Origin of the sequence: Streptomyces sp. ERV7, from assembly GCF_001653515.1 — a bacterium.
In the GTDB taxonomy this organism is placed as follows: Bacteria; Actinomycetota; Actinomycetes; order Streptomycetales; family Streptomycetaceae; genus Streptomyces.
Genome location: NZ_LYOY01000029.1, coordinates 332,201 through 349,068, shown reverse-complemented (window position 1 = coordinate 349,068; position 16,868 = coordinate 332,201). Strand labels below are relative to the sequence as shown.

16 protein-coding genes are annotated in these 16,868 nt (G+C 71.7%); 14 read left to right on the top strand and 2 right to left on the bottom strand.

Annotation, left to right across the window (positions count from 1 at the left end; translation table 11 throughout):
• Positions 1-5 precede the first annotated feature (5 nt).
• Entirely contained in the window at positions 6-719 is a 714-nt protein-coding gene (locus A8W25_RS07865) for an NADPH-dependent F420 reductase (RefSeq protein ID WP_067158040.1), read from the top strand.
• A gap of 815 nt (positions 720-1,534) precedes the next feature.
• Entirely contained in the window at positions 1,535-2,557 is a 1,023-nt protein-coding gene (locus A8W25_RS07860; RefSeq protein WP_067158037.1) for an RICIN domain-containing protein, read from the top strand.
• A gap of 1,651 nt (positions 2,558-4,208) precedes the next feature.
• Here the strand turns inward: A8W25_RS07860 and A8W25_RS32065 are convergent.
• On the bottom strand, positions 4,209-4,841 hold the full coding sequence (locus A8W25_RS32065) for a TIGR03085 family metal-binding protein (RefSeq protein WP_079125887.1): 633 nt from the start codon (positions 4,839-4,841) through the stop codon (positions 4,209-4,211).
• An 82-nt stretch (positions 4,842-4,923) separates the two neighbouring features.
• Between A8W25_RS32065 and hisI the strand changes: the two genes are divergently transcribed.
• The 11 genes from hisI to lgt all read left to right on the top strand — a co-directional run bounded on the left by hisI (position 4,924) and on the right by lgt (position 14,077).
• On the top strand, positions 4,924-5,280 hold the full coding sequence (gene hisI, locus A8W25_RS07850) for a phosphoribosyl-AMP cyclohydrolase (protein ID WP_067158032.1): 357 nt from the start codon (positions 4,924-4,926) through the stop codon (positions 5,278-5,280).
• 9 nt (positions 5,281-5,289) lie between these two features.
• Positions 5,290-6,774, top strand: a complete 1,485-nt coding sequence (locus A8W25_RS07845; RefSeq protein WP_067158029.1) for an anthranilate synthase component I — start codon at positions 5,290-5,292, stop codon at positions 6,772-6,774.
• A 232-nt stretch (positions 6,775-7,006) separates the two neighbouring features.
• Entirely contained in the window at positions 7,007-7,654 is a 648-nt protein-coding gene (locus tag A8W25_RS07840) for a TIGR02234 family membrane protein (RefSeq protein ID WP_067158026.1), read from the top strand.
• 131 nt (positions 7,655-7,785) lie between these two features.
• The gene (locus A8W25_RS07835; protein ID WP_067160798.1) at positions 7,786-8,058 is read left to right on the top strand and encodes an HGxxPAAW family protein; all 273 of its coding nucleotides are present in this window, start codon (positions 7,786-7,788) and stop codon (positions 8,056-8,058) included.
• 79 nt (positions 8,059-8,137) lie between these two features.
• The gene (locus A8W25_RS07830) at positions 8,138-8,569 is read left to right on the top strand and encodes a DUF2752 domain-containing protein (protein ID WP_067160801.1); all 432 of its coding nucleotides are present in this window, start codon (positions 8,138-8,140) and stop codon (positions 8,567-8,569) included.
• 148 nt (positions 8,570-8,717) lie between these two features.
• Entirely contained in the window at positions 8,718-9,527 is an 810-nt protein-coding gene (trpC, locus tag A8W25_RS07825; protein WP_079125885.1) for an indole-3-glycerol phosphate synthase TrpC, read from the top strand.
• Positions 9,528-9,534: 7 nt separating this feature from the next.
• Positions 9,535-9,681: a tryptophan biosynthesis modulator TrpM gene (gene trpM / locus A8W25_RS35680; RefSeq protein WP_420708421.1), complete on the top strand. Its 147-nt coding sequence runs from the start codon at positions 9,535-9,537 to the stop codon at positions 9,679-9,681.
• Between the two features lie 163 nt (positions 9,682-9,844).
• Positions 9,845-11,098 carry a tryptophan synthase subunit beta gene (gene trpB, locus A8W25_RS07820; protein ID WP_067158020.1) on the top strand — a complete coding sequence of 418 codons (1,254 nt, stop codon included), beginning with the start codon at positions 9,845-9,847 and terminating at the stop codon, positions 11,096-11,098.
• Positions 11,095-11,910: a tryptophan synthase subunit alpha gene (gene trpA, locus A8W25_RS07815; RefSeq protein WP_067158017.1), complete on the top strand. Its 816-nt coding sequence runs from the start codon at positions 11,095-11,097 to the stop codon at positions 11,908-11,910. The genes trpB and trpA overlap by 4 nt, the downstream gene beginning before the upstream one ends.
• A 131-nt stretch (positions 11,911-12,041) precedes the next feature.
• On the top strand, positions 12,042-13,049 hold the full coding sequence (locus A8W25_RS07810; protein ID WP_079125884.1) for a DsbA family protein: 1,008 nt from the start codon (positions 12,042-12,044) through the stop codon (positions 13,047-13,049).
• Between the two features lie 83 nt (positions 13,050-13,132).
• Positions 13,133-14,077 (top strand): prolipoprotein diacylglyceryl transferase, encoded by a 945-nt coding sequence (gene lgt, locus A8W25_RS07805; protein ID WP_067158014.1) that lies wholly within the window; start codon positions 13,133-13,135, stop codon positions 14,075-14,077.
• Positions 14,078-14,851: 774 nt separating this feature from the next.
• On the opposite strand, the gene A8W25_RS07800 is transcribed toward lgt, so the two are convergent.
• Positions 14,852-15,850, bottom strand: a complete 999-nt coding sequence (locus A8W25_RS07800; RefSeq protein ID WP_067158011.1) for an ADP-ribosylglycohydrolase family protein — start codon at positions 15,848-15,850, stop codon at positions 14,852-14,854.
• A gap of 250 nt (positions 15,851-16,100) precedes the next feature.
• Between A8W25_RS07800 and A8W25_RS07795 the strand changes: the two genes are divergently transcribed.
• On the top strand, positions 16,101-16,832 hold the full coding sequence (locus A8W25_RS07795; RefSeq protein ID WP_067158008.1) for a VIT1/CCC1 transporter family protein: 732 nt from the start codon (positions 16,101-16,103) through the stop codon (positions 16,830-16,832).
• Positions 16,833-16,868: the final 36 nt, after the last annotated feature.

Below are 16,868 nucleotides of genomic sequence, written 5' to 3'. Positions count from 1 at the left end.
ACACCATGAAGATCGCAGTTCTCGGCACCGGAGGCGGCGGCCGCGCCCATGCCGCCAAGCTCGCCGCGCTCGGCCACCAGGTCTACGTCGGCACCCGCGACGTCGAAGCCACCCTCGCCCGCACCGAACCCGACATGATGGGCAACGTCCCCTACAAGCAGTGGCTCGCCGACCACCCCGGCATCACCCTGCGCACCTTCGGCGACGCCGCGGCCGCCTCCGACGAGATCGTCATCAACGGGATCGACGGCCACAACGCGCTCAGCGCCCTGACCGGGATCGCCGACTCCTTGAGCGGCAAGGTCCTGATCGACTACGCCGTCCCCTACATCTACGGCGCCGAGATGGAACACCCCTGGCCCACACCGTGGGGCACCATGCCGAAGATGGACCCGTGCGACACCGACAGTCTCGGCGAGCAGATCCAGCGCGCCCTGCCCGACGTGAAGGTCGTCAAGTCCTTCGTCACACAGGAGCAGGAGACCGTCGTCAACCCCAAGGCGATCGCCGGCGGCGACCACACCATGTTCGTCGCCGGCGAAAACACCGACGCCAAGCAGACCGCCACCGACCTCCTCACGGCCTACGGCTGGACCGACATCCTCGACCTCGGCGGCATCGTCTCTGCCCGCGGCATGGAAATGTACGCCCACATGCACAGCGCCATCGGCCTCACCCTCGGCCTCGGCAACCACTTCGGCATGAAGGTCATCCGCTGACCGAGCTCCAGACGTGAGTGAGCCCGCGCCAATCGGGCACCATCCATCGCCAGTCTCACGAGCTTGGCATCCCAGCTCCGTGAGGAAATGCCACGTTCGTGAGACAGGGCGGCCGTGCCATCGGCACGAGACTGTGCAAGAACCGCAGGTCAGCCACCATGCGCTGTGTCATGGATGGCGAGAACCTACAACAGCCAGCCCAGCCCGGTCGAAAGGCCCTGACCTGCGACGACTGGATTGATTGTCAAAGGCCCGCAGCTCCGAAGTGCGGCAGGCCCACCCCGCTGAACTGCTGGTGAAGTTGGCCGGGGGCGCGGTTCCGGTCTTTCGACCGGCCCGTTTCCCCGGAGCCGCTTCCCGAACTGCCTGTCTGCTGCCGATGAAGCCAGTCCAGCGAAGGAGGCTGACCTGCGCGGATCAGTCGGACGCGAGACTGATCAGCTTCTTGGCCGCTGGCGGGGATTTCGCGCCGGCGCATTGGGACGGCACGCGCCCATGGTGTGCTCCATAGAGCCCCCCTTGTCACTCACTTGACGTAGCGCCCTCGTTACTTCGGTGGCACCCTCGGGTGGTTGAAGGGAGGGCGATGAACGGCAATGACAGCGTCTCCGTCGGCCTGCTCCTCCCGTGACCGCGCACCGCCGCCACCCGTCGTCTCGACCAGCCCCGGCAGCGACGCCTACACGCAACCACAATCTTTCCAAGGGGGTCCCATGCCCGCAGGTCGCATACCGCTGCCGCCCTGGATTTCGGCCGAGGCCAACCCCACCAGAACAGTGCTCCGGCATATATTGCACCGACGACTGGCTTTCCTCATGGTCATCGTCGCCGCCTTGCTCAGTCTGGGTATTGCGCCCGCCCACGCCATTGACCGCCCCTGGCCCGGCAACCCGGTCGGGATCCTCACCAATCCTTTCTACGGCATGGTCATGGACCTACGCGACGAAGGCGGCGCCGACAGTGACCGCACCGCCATCCAGGGCTGGCCCTTCCTAGGGGCCGACAACCAACGCTGGTCCCTGAAGCCGACCGACGGCAACTACGGAAGCATCCAGTCCGCGCGCAGCGGCAAGTGTGTCGACGTGCAGTGGGGAAGTACCGCCGACGGCGCCCCGATATGGCAGTGGCCCTGCACCCGCGACCCGGCGCAGCTGTGGGAACACAGCACGATCTTCCACACCCGGGCAGACGGGGTCAGAACCGTCCTGTTCCGTAACAAGCGCAGCGGCAAGTGCCTCACCGCCAGTCGGCAGCATGAGCAACTGATCCAACTCCCCTGCTCTACCGGCGACCTGCGCCAGGAGTGGGCCCTTACGACCTCTCCCGAAGTCTTCCGCTGCTCGCAGAACACACCCGCTGCGGTCATCGACGATTTCTTCGCCGCAGGCAACCGCAACACTCTCCACTCAAGTCCGGCCGGAAATCCGTCGTGGCCCAGCCCGGGCGGTTTTCTGCGCGGTGACCTGGTGCGGTTTACTGCGTCCGGCCGCATACAGATCGCCACGTGGGGGGCGGACTACGGACCCGATGGAAAGAACGAGTCCGCGCCGGACAACGGCCGCTGGCCGCTTCCCGGGGCGCCCAAGTACAGCCTGCTGATGCGGGTGCGAAGCGGTAGTGCCCTGTGGGTCGATCCTGCGCACCCGAAGTTCCGTACGGCCATGACGCCGGGGCAGTGGCACTTCATCGGTGGGGACTCCGGCTGTCTGGTCGTCGATGGCCTACCGGAGGCGGTTGAGTTCCTGATCAACGATGACAACATCGGCGATAACAACAACGAGCTGAACGTTCGGCTCCGCCAGTGGCGCCCAGCGCCGAACGACTACTACGGGGGCTGACGTGCCTGTGACGCGCGTGGCTGGCGCCGTCATCGGCCTGTTCCGTGCGCCCGCCGAGTCGCGACACCGTGTAAGACCCTGAGCCCCGCACTGGCCATAAGCGGCCTCGCGGAGCCTTGCCCACCGCAGTCGTACGACCTCAGACTCACCCACAGGGGAGTCGAATGTTCGGAGGGGACGATTGGCCGAGGAAGCGCAGGGTGCGTCGGCCGGGAAGGAACCCGCAGCCGGGACCGACCAGACCCTGAAGGTAGACGGCGGCGTCATCGGCTCGCAGGTGGCTGTCGGCACCAAGGTCATACAGATCCGGGCGGACGGCCTCTCCACGATCCTGTTCGTGGACAGCACCGAGGCACCGGTCACCCGCAGAACGCTCAGCGCGGTCATTCCGGCCCGCAGGAATCTCGTCGCGCTCGGCCGGGAACGGGAACTCGTGCGCCTGGCCGACGCGGTGGCCCGCCGAGAGATCGTCCAGGTCTACGGCGAGTCCGGCAGCGGCAAGACCACTTTGCTGCTGCACGCGGCTGGCCGGGGCACCCTCGGTGCCGACACCGTGCCGCGCTGCGAGGGCGCGGTGCTGCTGTCGGCACGCGGGCTGCCGATGGAGGAACTCCTCCAGGAAATCTTCCTCGCCACCTACGAGGCCGAGCGCATGCGGCTGCCCGCCCAGGGCGAGCGACGCCGACTGCTCGCGGCACTCCGCATCCTGCTCGTCGTCGACGACCTGGAGTGCTCCGAGCAGGAGCTGAACGAGGTGATCGACTCCCTGCCGCACTCCACGCTCGTCCTCGCGTGCTCTCGGCTGACCCTCGCCGGACGCGGCTGCACGGTCGGGCTGAACGGGCTGCCGCTCGCCTCTGCACAGACCCTGTTCCGGGATGCGCTGGACCGTGAGCTGACGCCCGAGGAGGCCGCGCAGGCCAAGCGAGTCTGGCAGGAGACGGGGGGCCTTCCGAGCCGACTCGGGCTCATCGCCGCGTTTCTCCAGGAGGCTGCCGAGCATGGCATTCCGCCGGAGGTCCCGCCTGCCGCCGGTCTGGGCCTGTTGATCCCGAAGTTGCTGAAGTGGCTGAGCGACGAGGCGGTGGAGCTGCTGCGGGCGCTGCTGAGCGCCGGCAGCGCCCAGTGGGGCGAGGATCTCGCCGCGTGCCTGCGTCCGGACGGCGCGCAGAGCATCCACGCCCTCGTGCGGTCCCGGCTCCTGGTCCGTGACGGCTCCCGGCTGCGGTCGGCCGACGGGGTGGCTGAGGCGTTGGACGCGCCGGACCGGAACATGGTGGCCGCCACCGCCGAGAGCGTGGCCGCCTGGCTGCGCGCAGCGACACCTGCGGACGTCGCCGCCGAGACCGAGGCCGTCATCGCGCTCACCGCCTCGGCGATCGAGGCCCGGCTGCACCGCGAGGCGGTCCGGCTCGCCAGGGCGGCCGCGCCCCGCCTGATGCTCGGACTGCGCTGGCGCGCCTGGGGACGGGTCCTGGAACTGGGCCTGGAATCGGCGCGCGCCTCGAAGTCCCGTAAGGACGAGGCATATTTCACCCACGAGTCTGCGGTCCACGCCTACTGTGTGGGTGACTTCGTGAAAGCTGCGGCTCTGCTGAGCGCGGCGGTGGGTCTGGGGGTGCGCGGGGCGGAGGGGGGATCAGGACCGGGGTCACACCCCCAGCTTCGCCTCCAGCGCCCGCGTCGCCGCCGACTTCTCCCCCTCGATCTCGACCGCCGCCGCCTCCTGGCGACCCGACGCGAACAGGGACAGTTCGCCCGGTTCGCCGGTGACCGTCACCACCGGCGTACCGCGGCGCGCCACCGCCGTCTGGCCGTCGGGGCGGCGCAGGACCAGACCCACGGGGGAGCGGCGGCCCATCAGACGCGCCATCTTCTCCAGACGGGACCAGAGGACGTCCGCGAAGACCGGGTCCACCGGCCGCGGCGTCCAGTCGGGCTGGGCCCGGCGGACATCCTCGCCGTGGACGTAGAACTCGATCGCGTTCGCCCCCTCGTCGACCTGCTTGAGGTTGTACGGTGAGTACTTCGGCGGCCCCGTACGGAAGAGCCGCACCAGCTCCTCGTACGGCTTCGCGGCGAACTCCGCCTGCACCCGGTCGAGACGGGACTTCAGCGCGCCGAGGATTATCCCGCCGGCCGCGTCGAGGCGGCGCTCGCGGACCACCAGATGGGCGGCGAGGTCACGCGTGGTCCAGCCCTCGCAGAGGGTCGGGGCCTCCGGGCCCGCCGCCTCCAACAGGTCGGCGAGCAGCAGCCGTTCACGCTTGGCATGGGTCGACATGGGGGCCAGCGTACGACCCGGGCCCACGTCCGCCCAGTGGACGCACCGCCGTACCGCCCCCGAGCCACGGCACAATGGGCCCATGACCAGCACTCTCGACCCCGCCGTCGCCGCCCGCCTGAAGCGGACCGCCGATGGACTGGTCCCGGCCATCGCCCAGCAGTACGACACCGGCGAGGTGCTCATGCTCGGCTGGATGGACGACGAGGCCCTGCACCGCACCCTGACCACCGGCCGTTGCACCTATTGGTCGCGCAGCCGGAACGAGTACTGGGTGAAGGGGGACACTTCCGGTCATTTCCAGCACGTCAAATCCGTCGCGCTGGACTGCGACGGGGACACGCTGCTGGTCAAGGTCGACCAGATCGGTGCCGCCTGCCACACCGGTGATCGGACATGCTTCGACGCGGACGTCCTGCTGCCCGCCCCCGCTCAGTAGGGTCGCGCCATGGATCTCGAAACCTTCCGCAAGCTCGCGGTGGACCGCCGCGTCATCCCGGTCAGCCGCCGCCTCCTCGCGGACGGCGACACCCCCGTCGGGCTCTACCGCAAGCTCGCCGCCGAGCGGCCCGGCACCTTCCTCCTGGAGTCCGCCGAGAACGGCCGCTCCTGGTCGCGCTACTCGTTCGTGGGCGTGCGCTCCGCCGCGACGCTCACCACCCGCGACGGCGAGGCCCACTGGCAGGGCACCCCGCCCGTCGGCGTCCCCACCTCGGGCGATCCGCTGGAGGCCCTGCGGGCCACCGTCGAGGCGCTGCACACCCCGCGCGACCTGGCCGACCGGCTGCCGCCGTTCACCGGCGGCATGGTCGGCTACCTCGGCTACGACATCGTGCGCAGGCTGGAGAAGATCGGCGAGCACGGGCGCGACGACCTCCGGCTGCCCGAGCTGACCATGCTGCTCACCTCCGACCTCGCCGTACTCGACCACTGGGCCGGCTCGGTGCTCCTGATCGCCAACGCGATCAACCACAACGACCTGGACACCGGCGTCGACGAGGCGTACGCGGACGCCGTGGCCCGGCTCGACGCCATGGAGGCGGATCTGGCGAAGCCGGTGGAGTACGCGCCCGCCGCCCTCCCGCCGTCCGAGCTGCCCGAGTACACCGCGCTGTGGGGCGGCACGGCCTACCAGGACGCCGTCGAGGACATCAAGGAGCGCATCCGCGCGGGCGAGGCCTTCCAGGTGGTGCCCTCGCAGCGGTTCGAGACGCCGTGCACCGCGAGCGCGCTCGACGTCTACCGGGTGCTGCGGGCCACCAACCCGTCGCCGTACATGTACCTCTTCCGCTTCGACGGCTTCGACGTCGTGGGATCGAGCCCCGAGGCCCTCGTCAAGGTCGAGGACGGGCGGGCCATGGTCCACCCGATCGCCGGGACCCGGCACCGCGGCGCCACCCCGCAGGAGGACAACGACCTGGCCGAGGAGCTGCTCGCCGACCCCAAGGAGCGGGCCGAGCACCTGATGCTGGTCGACCTCGGCCGCAACGACCTGGGGCGGGTCTGCGAGCCCGGCAGCGTCGAGGTCGTCGACTTCATGTCGATCGAGCGGTACTCGCACGTCATGCACATCGTGTCGACCGTGACCGGCCGGGTCGCCCCGGGCCGTACCGCCTTCGACGTGCTCACCGCGTGCTTCCCGGCCGGGACGCTCTCCGGGGCGCCCAAGCCGCGCGCGATGCAGATCATCGAGGAGCTGGAGCCCAGCCGCCGCGGGCTGTACGGCGGCTGCGTCGGCTATCTCGACTTCGCCGGCGACTCCGACACCGCCATCGCCATCCGCACCGCGCTGCTGCGCGACGGCACGGCGTACGTCCAGGCCGGAGCGGGCGTGGTGGCCGACTCCGACCCGGTGGGGGAGGACAACGAGTGCCGCAACAAGGCGGCGGCGGTGCTGCGCGCCGTCCATACGGCGAATCGACTCGGTGGCTAGCGCTCCGCGGGAAGTGCGTCATCTGCGGACCGTGCTGGGTTGCTCGCGCCGTTCCCCGCGCCCCAGGTATTGAGGGGCGCGGGGCGGTGACACGTGCGGGTGCGCCGCGTGGGCGCGACCGGCCACGCACGGTCCGCACGTGAACGACCGGGGCCCGTCCGACCGGCCCCGCGCCGCGAATTCGCGCCATAACACACCCCCGGCTGACAAGATCACCCCCACGCAGGCGATAGTGGGGTACGTGAGTGCCGTACCCGTACCCCAGTCGCGTGCCGAATCCGCGTCGTCCGCCGGCGGCGGCCGCCGCACCCTCGCCGCCGCCCTGCTCTTCGGCGCCGTCGGAGCCGCCGTGGTCCTGCTCGCCTCCGGGCAGACCTGGGCCGAGGGCCACGCCGCGGTCGGCGGCGGCTCCGTGCCGCTGCGTGCCACCGGGCAGAACGTCACGGGTGTGCCCGCCGCCCTCGCGATCGTCGGACTCGCCGCGCTCGTGGCGGTGTTCGCGGTCCGCCGGGCCGGCCGGCTGCTGGTCTCCGGACTGCTCGCGGTGAGCGGCGCCGGGGCCGCGCTCGCCGCCTTCCTCGGCGCCGACGACAGCGCCGCGCTCGACGAGAAGGCCGCCAGGACCAGCGGCGACGCCGCCGAGACCATCGCCGGCCTCACCCACACCGCCTGGCCCTACGTCACCTTCGCCGGTGGTCTGCTGCTCCTGGTCGCCGGGCTGCTCGCGCTGCGGTTCGGCGCCGGCTGGCCCGCGATGGGCGGGCGCTACGAGCGCGACGGCAGCCCCCGGCCCCGCAAGGCCCGCCCGGTCAAGGACCCGGACCGGCCGGAGGAGCTGTGGAAGGCCCTGGACCGGGGCGAGGACCCGACCGGAGTGTGAGCTCCCCCACGGCGGCCACCCCAGGCTCGGGGCACCCGGACGGGTGCGCGACAATGGTCGGTGAGCGGTCGCCGTCCCCGGATGTGGCGGCCGACTCCGCGACCCAGAGATTCACCAACGAGGAGCAACTCATGGCGGGCAGCAGCGGCGGCCACGGACACACCCCGGCCGCCTGGACCGGTGTCATCATCTCCTTCATCGGCTTCTGTGCGGCCTCGGTCTTCATCGTCGCCGCCAACCCGATCGGTTTCTGGGCCGGCACGGCCCTCACCCTGCTCGGCGCGGTGGTCGGCGGGGTCATGAAGATGGCCGGCATGGGCACTCCCAAGGAGACCGCCGAGATGACCGCGGCCCGCGAGGACGCCGGCGCCAAGGCCCGCGCCCGCCTCGCCGAGGCCCGCTGAGCCACCCGGCACGCTGTACACGCAAGAGGCGCGGCCCCCTGGGGCTGCGCCTCTTCGCGTGAACGGGGACAATCACCGCGTGGACGCCACCCCGACCCCCGCCCCCACGGCCCCTGCCGCCGCGCGCCGGCTGCTCGTGCCGCTGGGCACCCTCGCCGGGGTCGCCGCCGCCTTCGCGTACGTGGGCGCGGTCGACCCGAACGAGCCCGGCCACTACCCCGTCTGCCCGCTGCTGCGGCTCACCGGGATCTACTGCCCCGGCTGCGGCGGTCTGCGCAGCGCCCATGACGTCGTCACCGGCGACTTCGGCGCGGCGCTCGGCGCCAACGCGCTCGCGGTGGCCGGTTATGCGCTCTTCGCGGTCCTCTGGGTGCTCTGGGCCGTGCGCGCCGCGCGCGGGCTGCCGTTCCGTATCGACCTCAAGGACGCCCACTGGTGGGGTGTCGGTGCGGTCCTGCTGATCTTCTCGGTTGTCCGGAATCTACCGTTCGGGTCTGTGCTGGCGCCGTGACATTCCGTATATCTCCCCACGTCCCGGCTGTCCGGGGAGTGGGACGGACGTCAACCGGATGCGGGCCCTTCGCTCCGGTGCGGATACCATCGTCATGGCTGATCCTGGCCGATCGTCAACGTCACCGTCCTGGAAGGGGGCCGCTCACGTGAGTGTGCTCGACGAGATCATCGAGGGCGTCCGCGCCGATCTGGCGGAGCGGCAGGCGCGGGTCGGCCTCGACGAGCTCAAGGAGCGCGCCGCCAAGGCGCCCCAGGCTCGGGACGGCGTCGCGGCTCTGCGCGGCGAGGGCGTCAAGGTCATCTGCGAGGTCAAGCGCTCCAGCCCGTCCAAGGGCGCGCTGGCGGCCATCGCGGACCCCGCGGGCCTCGCCGCCGACTACGAGGCGGGCGGCGCCGCCGTCATCTCCGTGCTCACCGAGGAGCGCCGCTTCGGCGGCTCGCTCGCCGACCTGGAGGCCGTTCGGGCCAAGGTCGACATCCCGGTGCTGCGCAAGGACTTCATCGTCACCGCGTACCAGCTGTGGGAGGCCCGGGCGTACGGGGCCGACCTGGCGCTCCTGATCGTGGCCGCCCTGGAGCAGCCCGCCCTGGTCTCCCTCATCGAGCGGGCCGAGTCCATCGGGCTCACCCCGCTGGTCGAGGTGCACGACGAGGACGAGGTCGAGCGGGCGGTCGACGCGGGCGCCAAGATCATCGGCGTCAACGCGCGCGACCTGAAGACCCTCAAGGTGGACCGCACCGTCTTCGAGCGCGTCGCCCCGGAGATCCCCTCGCACATCGTCAAGATCGCCGAGTCGGGTGTGCGCGGCCCGCACGACCTGATCGCGTACGCCAACGCCGGCGCGGACGCCGTCCTGGTCGGCGAGTCCCTGGTCACCGGCAAGGACCCCCGGGCGGCCGTCGCCGACCTGGTGGCCGCCGGCGCCCACCCGGCCCTGCGGCACGGACGGAACTGACCCCGCCATGCCGATCTCCGCACGCCTCGCCCCCGGCTGCCGCCCCCGCGGCTGCCGCGCACCCGCACGCCGGGTGCACGGGCGACGCGTGCGCTATGTGATCGGCTCGGAGCCGGGCCAGGTCAACGGGATGCGATGGCGCGGCTTGCCTTGAGCGCCGCCCGAGCTTGAGCGCCCCACAGGGGCGCGGGGAACCGCGCGACCAGCCCACCACGGCCTGCTGTCGCGCACCCGGATCATGTTCTGCGGCGCCTGGGCGAACCCGTGACCACACGTAACCCAGGACCGGGGCCATGACGCCCCGGGGAGGTATCCCCATGTCCCAAGAGCACGAGTTCTTCATCCCGGACCCGGAGGGTCAAGTCCCCACACAAGAGGGCTACTTCGGCGCGTTCGGCGGCAAGTTCATCCCCGAGGCGCTGGTCGCCGCCGTGGACGAGGTCGCCGTCGAGTACGAGAAGGCGAAGGCGGACCCCGCCTTCGCCGCCGAGCTCAACGACCTGATGGTCAACTACACCGGCCGCCCCAGCGCCCTGACCGAGGTGCCCCGGTTCGCCGAGCACGCGGGCGGTGCCCGGGTCTTCCTCAAGCGCGAGGACCTGAACCACACCGGCTCGCACAAGATCAACAACGTGCTCGGCCAGGCCCTGCTCACCAGGCGCATGGGCAAGACGCGCGTCATCGCCGAGACCGGAGCCGGTCAGCACGGCGTCGCCACCGCGACCGCCTGCGCCCTGTTCGGCCTGGAGTGCACCATCTACATGGGCGAGGTCGACACCCAGCGCCAGGCGCTGAACGTCGCCCGGATGCGGATGCTCGGCGCCGAGGTCGTCCCCGTGAAGTCCGGCAGCCGCACCCTGAAGGACGCCATCAACGAGGCGTTCCGCGACTGGGTCGCCAACGTGGACCGCACGCACTACCTCTTCGGCACGGTCGCGGGCCCGCACCCGTTCCCGGCCATGGTCCGCGACTTCCACCGGGTCATCGGCGTCGAGGCCCGCCGCCAGATCCTGGAGCGCGCCGGACGCCTCCCGGACGCGGCCGTGGCCTGCGTCGGCGGCGGCTCCAACGCCATCGGGCTCTTCCACGCCTTCATCCCGGACGCGGACGTCCGCCTGATCGGCTGCGAGCCCGCCGGGCACGGCATCGAGAGCGGCGAGCACGCGGCGACCCTCACCGCGGGCGAGCCGGGCATCCTGCACGGCTCCCGCAGCTACGTGCTCCAGGACGACGAGGGCCAGATCACCGAGCCGTACTCGATCTCGGCCGGTCTGGACTACCCGGGCATCGGGCCCGAGCACTCCTACCTCAAGGACATCGGCCGCGGCGAGTACCGCGCGGTGACCGACGACGCGGCGATGCAGGCCCTGCGGCTGCTCTCGCGCACCGAGGGCATCATCCCGGCGATCGAGTCCGCGCACGCCCTCGCGGGCGCCCTCGAAGTCGGCCGTGAGCTCGGCAAGGACGGGCTGCTCCTGGTCAACCTGTCCGGGCGCGGCGACAAGGACATGGACACGGCGGCCCGCTACTTCGGGCTGTACGACAACGGGGCCGAGGGGGACGCGAAGTGAGCGGGAACGTGACTCTGCTGAGCGAGACCCTCGCCAAGGCGAAGGCCGAGGACCGGGCCGCGCTCATCGCCTACCTTCCGGCCGGGTTCCCGACCGTCGACGGCGGCATCGAGGCGATCAAGGCCGTCTTCGACGGCGGCGCGGACGTGGTCGAGGTCGGGCTGCCGCACAGCGACCCGGTCCTGGACGGGCCGGTCATCCAGACCGCCGACGACATCGCCCTCAAGGGCGGGGTGAAGATCGCCGACGTGCTGCGCACGGTCCGCGAGGCCCACGCCGCCACCGGCAAGCCGGTGCTGGTGATGACGTACTGGAACCCCATCGACCGGTACGGCGTGGAGCGCTTCACCGCCGAGCTGGCCGAGGCGGGCGGCGCCGGGTGCATCCTGCCCGACCTGCCGGTCCAGGAGTCCGCGCTGTGGCGCGAGCACGCCGACAAGCACGGCCTCGGCACGGTCTTCGTGGTCGCGCCGAGCAGCAAGGACGAGCGGCTCGCGCAGATCACGGCCGCCGGCTCCGGCTTCGTGTACGCGGCGTCCCTGATGGGTGTCACCGGCACGCGCGCGTCGGTCGGCGCGCAGGCCGAGGACCTGGTGCGGCGCACCCGGGCCACGACCAGCCTGCCGGTTTGCGTCGGCCTCGGCGTGTCCAACGCCGAGCAGGCCAAGGAGGTCGCCGCCTTCTCCGACGGCGTGATCGTCGGCTCGGCGTTCGTCCAGCGGATGCTGGATGCGCCGGACCACGCGAGCGGGCTCGCCGCCGTGCGCGCCCTCGCGGGTGAACTCGCGCAGGGCGTACGCCGTACGCCATAAGGGTGCAGTCCGTACGCCGCAACGCTCCGTAACCCCGCCCGGTTCGGGCGGACCCGGAACGCGTTAGCTCGTACGGGTGGATCTGGGACCGGGGAGGCACGTGGGTGCCTCCCCGGTTCGTTGCTGCGGGTGTGAGCGAGAAGAACCAAGAAGGCAAGAGAACGGCCCGCGAGCGGCTGGCCCAGGAGCGCGAGCGGCAGCGGTCCCAGGACCGCCGCAGACGCACGATGATCGTCGGCGCGGCAGTGGTGTGCGTCCTCGGGCTGGCGGCGGTGATCGGCGTGATCGCGGCCAACACCAAGAGCGACGGAAAGAAGACCCCGGCGGGCCCGCTGCTCGCGCCCGCCGGAGCGGAGGGCAAGGACAAGCTGGCCATCCCGGTGGGTGCCGCCGACGCGCCGTCCACGCTCACGGTCTGGGAGGACTTCCGCTGCCCGGCGTGCGCCGCGTTCGAGAACAGCTTCCGGTCCACGGTGCACGAGCTGGAGGGCAGCGGCCAGATCCGCGTCCAGTACCACCTCGCCACCCTGATCGACCGCAACCTCGGCGGCAGCGGCTCGCTGCGCGCGGCGAACGCGGCGGGCTGCGCACAGGACGCCGGGAAGTTCTCGGCGTACCACGACGTGCTCTACACCAACCAGCCCCAGGAGACCGACGACGCGTTCGCGAAGAACAGCAAGCTGATCGAGCTGGCCCAGAAGGTCCCCGGCCTCGACACGGCAGGATTCCGCTCCTGTGTGGAGGAGGGCAAGCACAACAGCTGGGTGGCCAAGTCCAACGACGCCTTCCAGAACGGCGGCTTCAGCGGCACGCCGACGGTCCAGCTGAACGGGGAGTCGGTCTTCCCGCAGAAGGGCAGCGAGCAGATCAGCCCGGCGAACCTGAAGAAGTGGGTCACCGAGGCCAACAAGGGCAAACAGCCGGGCTCGGCCACGCCGTCGGTGGCGACCGGGGCCGCGAGCCCGCCGGCGGGCGCGTCCGCCGCGTCCGGGGCCCCCGGGCCGAAGCCGGCGCACGGGCCCTCGCACGTGCCGGGGGCGGCCCCGAAGAAGGCCCCGGCGGCGGTCCCGGTGCATCCCGGGGTCCCGGCGGCCCATGCGGGCGCGGGGACCGGTCCGGCTGCTCCCGTGGAGCCCTAGGCCTCTGGCGTACCGCTCGTTACTCATAAGTTGCCGGGTGGGTGGTCTCACCACCCGCCCGGCAGGGTAGCGTCGACCCTGCCATGAACCTCGCCTTCATTCCCAGCCCGTCGACCGGCGTGATCCATCTCGGACCCATCCCGCTGCGCGGCTATGCCTTCTGCATCATCATCGGTGTCTTCGTCGCCGTCTGGTACGGCAACAAGCGCTGGGTCGCCCGGGGCGGCAGAGCCGGCACCGTGGCCGACATCGCCGTCTGGGCGGTGCCCTTCGGCCTCGTCGGCGGGCGGCTCTACCACGTCATCACCGACTACCAGCTGTATTTCAGCGACGGTGAGGACTGGGTCGACGCCTTCAAGATCTGGCAGGGCGGGCTCGGCATCTGGGGCGCGATCGCGTTCGGCGCGGTGGGCGCGTGGATCGGCTGCCGCCGTCGGGGCATCCCGCTGCCGGCCTGGGCCGACGCGCTGGCCCCCGGCATCGCCTTCGCCCAGGCCGTGGGCCGCTGGGGCAACTGGTTCAACCAGGAGCTGTACGGCAAGCCCACCGATGTGCCGTGGGCGCTGAAGATCGACGAGGGCACGAACCGGGTCGCGGGCACCTACCACCCGACCTTCCTGTACGAGTCGCTGTGGTGCCTCGGCGTCGGCGTCCTCGTCATCTGGGCGGACCGCCGCTTCAAGCTGGGCCACGGGCGGGCGTTCGCGCTGTACGTCGCGGCGTACTGCGTGGGGCGCGGCTGGATCGAGTACATGCGGGTCGACGAGGCCCACCATGTGCTGGGCCTGCGCCTCAACGACTGGACCGCGATCACGGTCTTCGTGCTCGCCGTGACGTACATCGTGATCTCTTCGCGGGTGCGGCCGGGGCGGGAGGAAGTGGTCGAGCCGGGCCCGGCGTCCGCGGAGCCGGAGCCCGGGGACGCACCCTCCGAGGACGCACCCTCCGAGGACGCGCCCACGGACGAGGCTGCCGCCGCCCCCGAGAACCCGGTGCCGTCCGAGAACGGCACACCGAGCAAGAGCTGACGCCTGGACCCGGTCTTCGCCTGCGGGCGAGCGGGGCTGCGGGCGCCCCTTTCGGCCCGGAGTTCGCCTGCGGACCGTGGGTGCCTGGTCGCGCAGTTCCCCGCGCCCCTTTTCGGCCCGGGGTTCGTCTGCGGGTCGGTGGGTGGTTGCTCGCGCAGTTCCCCGCGCCCCTAGGGGGTCGGCGGCAGTCGGGGAACCCAGCTCAGCCACAGGCTTTTAGGGGCGCGGGGAACTGCGCGAGCAACCACCCACCGACCCGCAGACGAACCCCGGGCCGAAAAGGGGCGCGGGGAACTGCGCGAGCAACCACCCGCGGTCCGCAGATAAACGACGGCCCCTTCAGGGGCGCGGGGAACTGCGCGACCAGCCCCCACCGGCCCGCGGTCAACGAACCACCCAGGGGCGCGGGGAACTGCGCGAGCAACCACCCGCGGTCCGCAGATAAACGACGGCCCCTTCAGGGGCGCGGGGAACTGCGCGAGCAACCACCCGCGGTCCGCAGATAAACGACGGCCCCTTCAGGGGCGCGGGGAACTGCGCGAGCAACCACCCGCGGTCCGCAGATAAACGACGGCCCCTTCAGGGGCGCGGGGAACTGCGCGACCAGCCCCCACCGGCCCGCAGGTTTACGCGAAAGCGGGGTGCGGGGGCCGCAGGCCCAGCACAGGGGGTGAGGCCCCGCACAGGGGTCCGGGGGCGTAGCCCGTGCCGTGGAAGCCTGGCCGGGCTGCGCCCCCGCCCCGCCCGAGCCCTCCTCGTCCCGGTACATCTCCATCACGCGCTCTCCTCGTCCGGGTCCGGTGTCAGCAGGTCCGCGATGTCCAGGACGTGGTAGCCGCGCATCTCGGGGAGGCAGCTTCCGCGGACCGGGCCGATGGTGGCGGCCCAGGCCGCGGGGATCGACGCGGCGCCGCCGTACGCTCCGGCCAGGGCGCCCGCCACCGCCGCCGTGGTGTCCGCGTCGCGGCCCATGTTCACGGCCGTCAGGACCGATGCCGTGAAGTCGCCCCGGGCCGTGGCGAAGGCGCCGAAGGCCAGGGCGACCGCTTCGGGGGCCAGGTCCGTCCAGGGGTAGCCGCCGATCACCACCGCCGAGCGGACCGCGCGTTCGCCCTGGTCGGCGACGGCCACCGCACGGCGCAGGGAGCGCGCGGTCCAGGAGTCCATCGGGATCACCGAGAGGGCCGCGGCGATCACGGACGTGAGGCCCGCGCCCGCCATCGCCGCCGCGACGCCCGCCGCCACCGCCTGGCCGCCGAAGATCCCCTCGCCCTCGTGGCTGACGCAGCCGTCGATCGCCACCAGTCGCGCCGCCTCCTTCGGCGCGCCCGCGGCGAAGACGCCGAAGGGGGCCGCGCGCATGGCCAGACCGTCGCTCCAGGCGTGGCGGTGCTGGGCCGAGATGGGGGCGGCGAGCCCCCGGCGCAGGTTCTCCAGGGTGCCCCGCTCGCTGAAGCCCGCGCCCCGGAACGGGCCCTCGTCGCGGTCCGCGATCCAGTGGTGCCAGGCGTGTTCGACATGGGTGACGGTGAGCGCGGAGCCGTGCCGGGCGAGCAGCAGGCCCGAGAAGATGGCGTACTCGGTGTCGTCCGTACCCGCCGGGTCGTCGGAGACGAACCCCTCGATCCGGCCCCAGCGGCGCCGGATCTCCGAGGGTTTGAGGTTCTCGGCGGGGGCGCCGAGCGCGTCCCCCACCGCGAGTCCCAGCAGCGCGCCCCTGGCTCGCTCGCGGATGGCCTCGGCTGTTCCCGGGCCGCTGGCGATCAACTCCATGGGAGGGCCTTTCGCGTCGCCTGATCCTTCGCTTGATCTCTGCCACGCCGAACGAGCCGGGAGTCCATTTGTCACCCACCCGCCACATGTGTGCACGAGCGGCCACGAATGAGCAGAGCAGCCCCCTGACCTGGGTAAGTACGGCCTGCCTTGCTAGCGCGGGGCTTACATCGAGCGTAATTTCGACACCGAAGAGAGCGACGAGGGGGAGCGGGCGCGAGGTCCGCCGCTGAAACGCAAGGGGAGAGCTGTGTCCGTCATCGACACCCGGGCCACGCTGCACGAGGCGCACCGGGACAACCACACCCACCGGGACGTCAACGGCGGCTGGTTGCGGCCGGCCGTCTTCGGGGCCATGGACGGGCTGGTCTCCAACCTGGCGCTGATGACCGGTGTCGCGGGCGGCGCCGTCTCGCAGCACACCATCATCGTCACCGGCCTCGCCGGACTGGCCGCCGGCGCCTTCTCCATGGCCGCCGGCGAGTACACCTCGGTCGCCTCGCAGCGCGAGCTCGTCGAGGCCGAACTGGACGTCGAGCGCCAGCAGTTGCGCAAGCACCCGGTGGACGAGATGGAGGAGCTGGCCGAGCTGTACGTGTCGCGCGGCGTCGAGCCCGCGCTCGCCCGCGAGGTCGCCATGCAGCTCTCCCGTGACCCCGAGCAGGCGCTGGAGATCCACGCCCGCGAGGAGCTCGGCATAGACCCGGACGACCTGCCGTCGCCCGCCGTCGCCGCCGTCTCGTCCTTCGGCTCGTTCGCGCTGGGCGCGATCCTGCCCGTACTGCCGTATCTGCTCGGCGCCAGTGCCCTGTGGCCCGCCGTGCTGCTCGCGCTGGTCGGTCTCTTCGCCTGCGGCGCCGTGGTCGCCAAGGTCACCGCGCGCTCGTGGTGGTTCAGCGGAGTGCGCCAGCTGGCCCTGGGCGGGGCGGCCGCGGCCCTCACCTTCGGCCTCGGCTCGCTCTTCGGCACCGCCGTCGGCTGACCGGGGCCCCGGCCCCGACAGGCCCCCTCGGCCCCT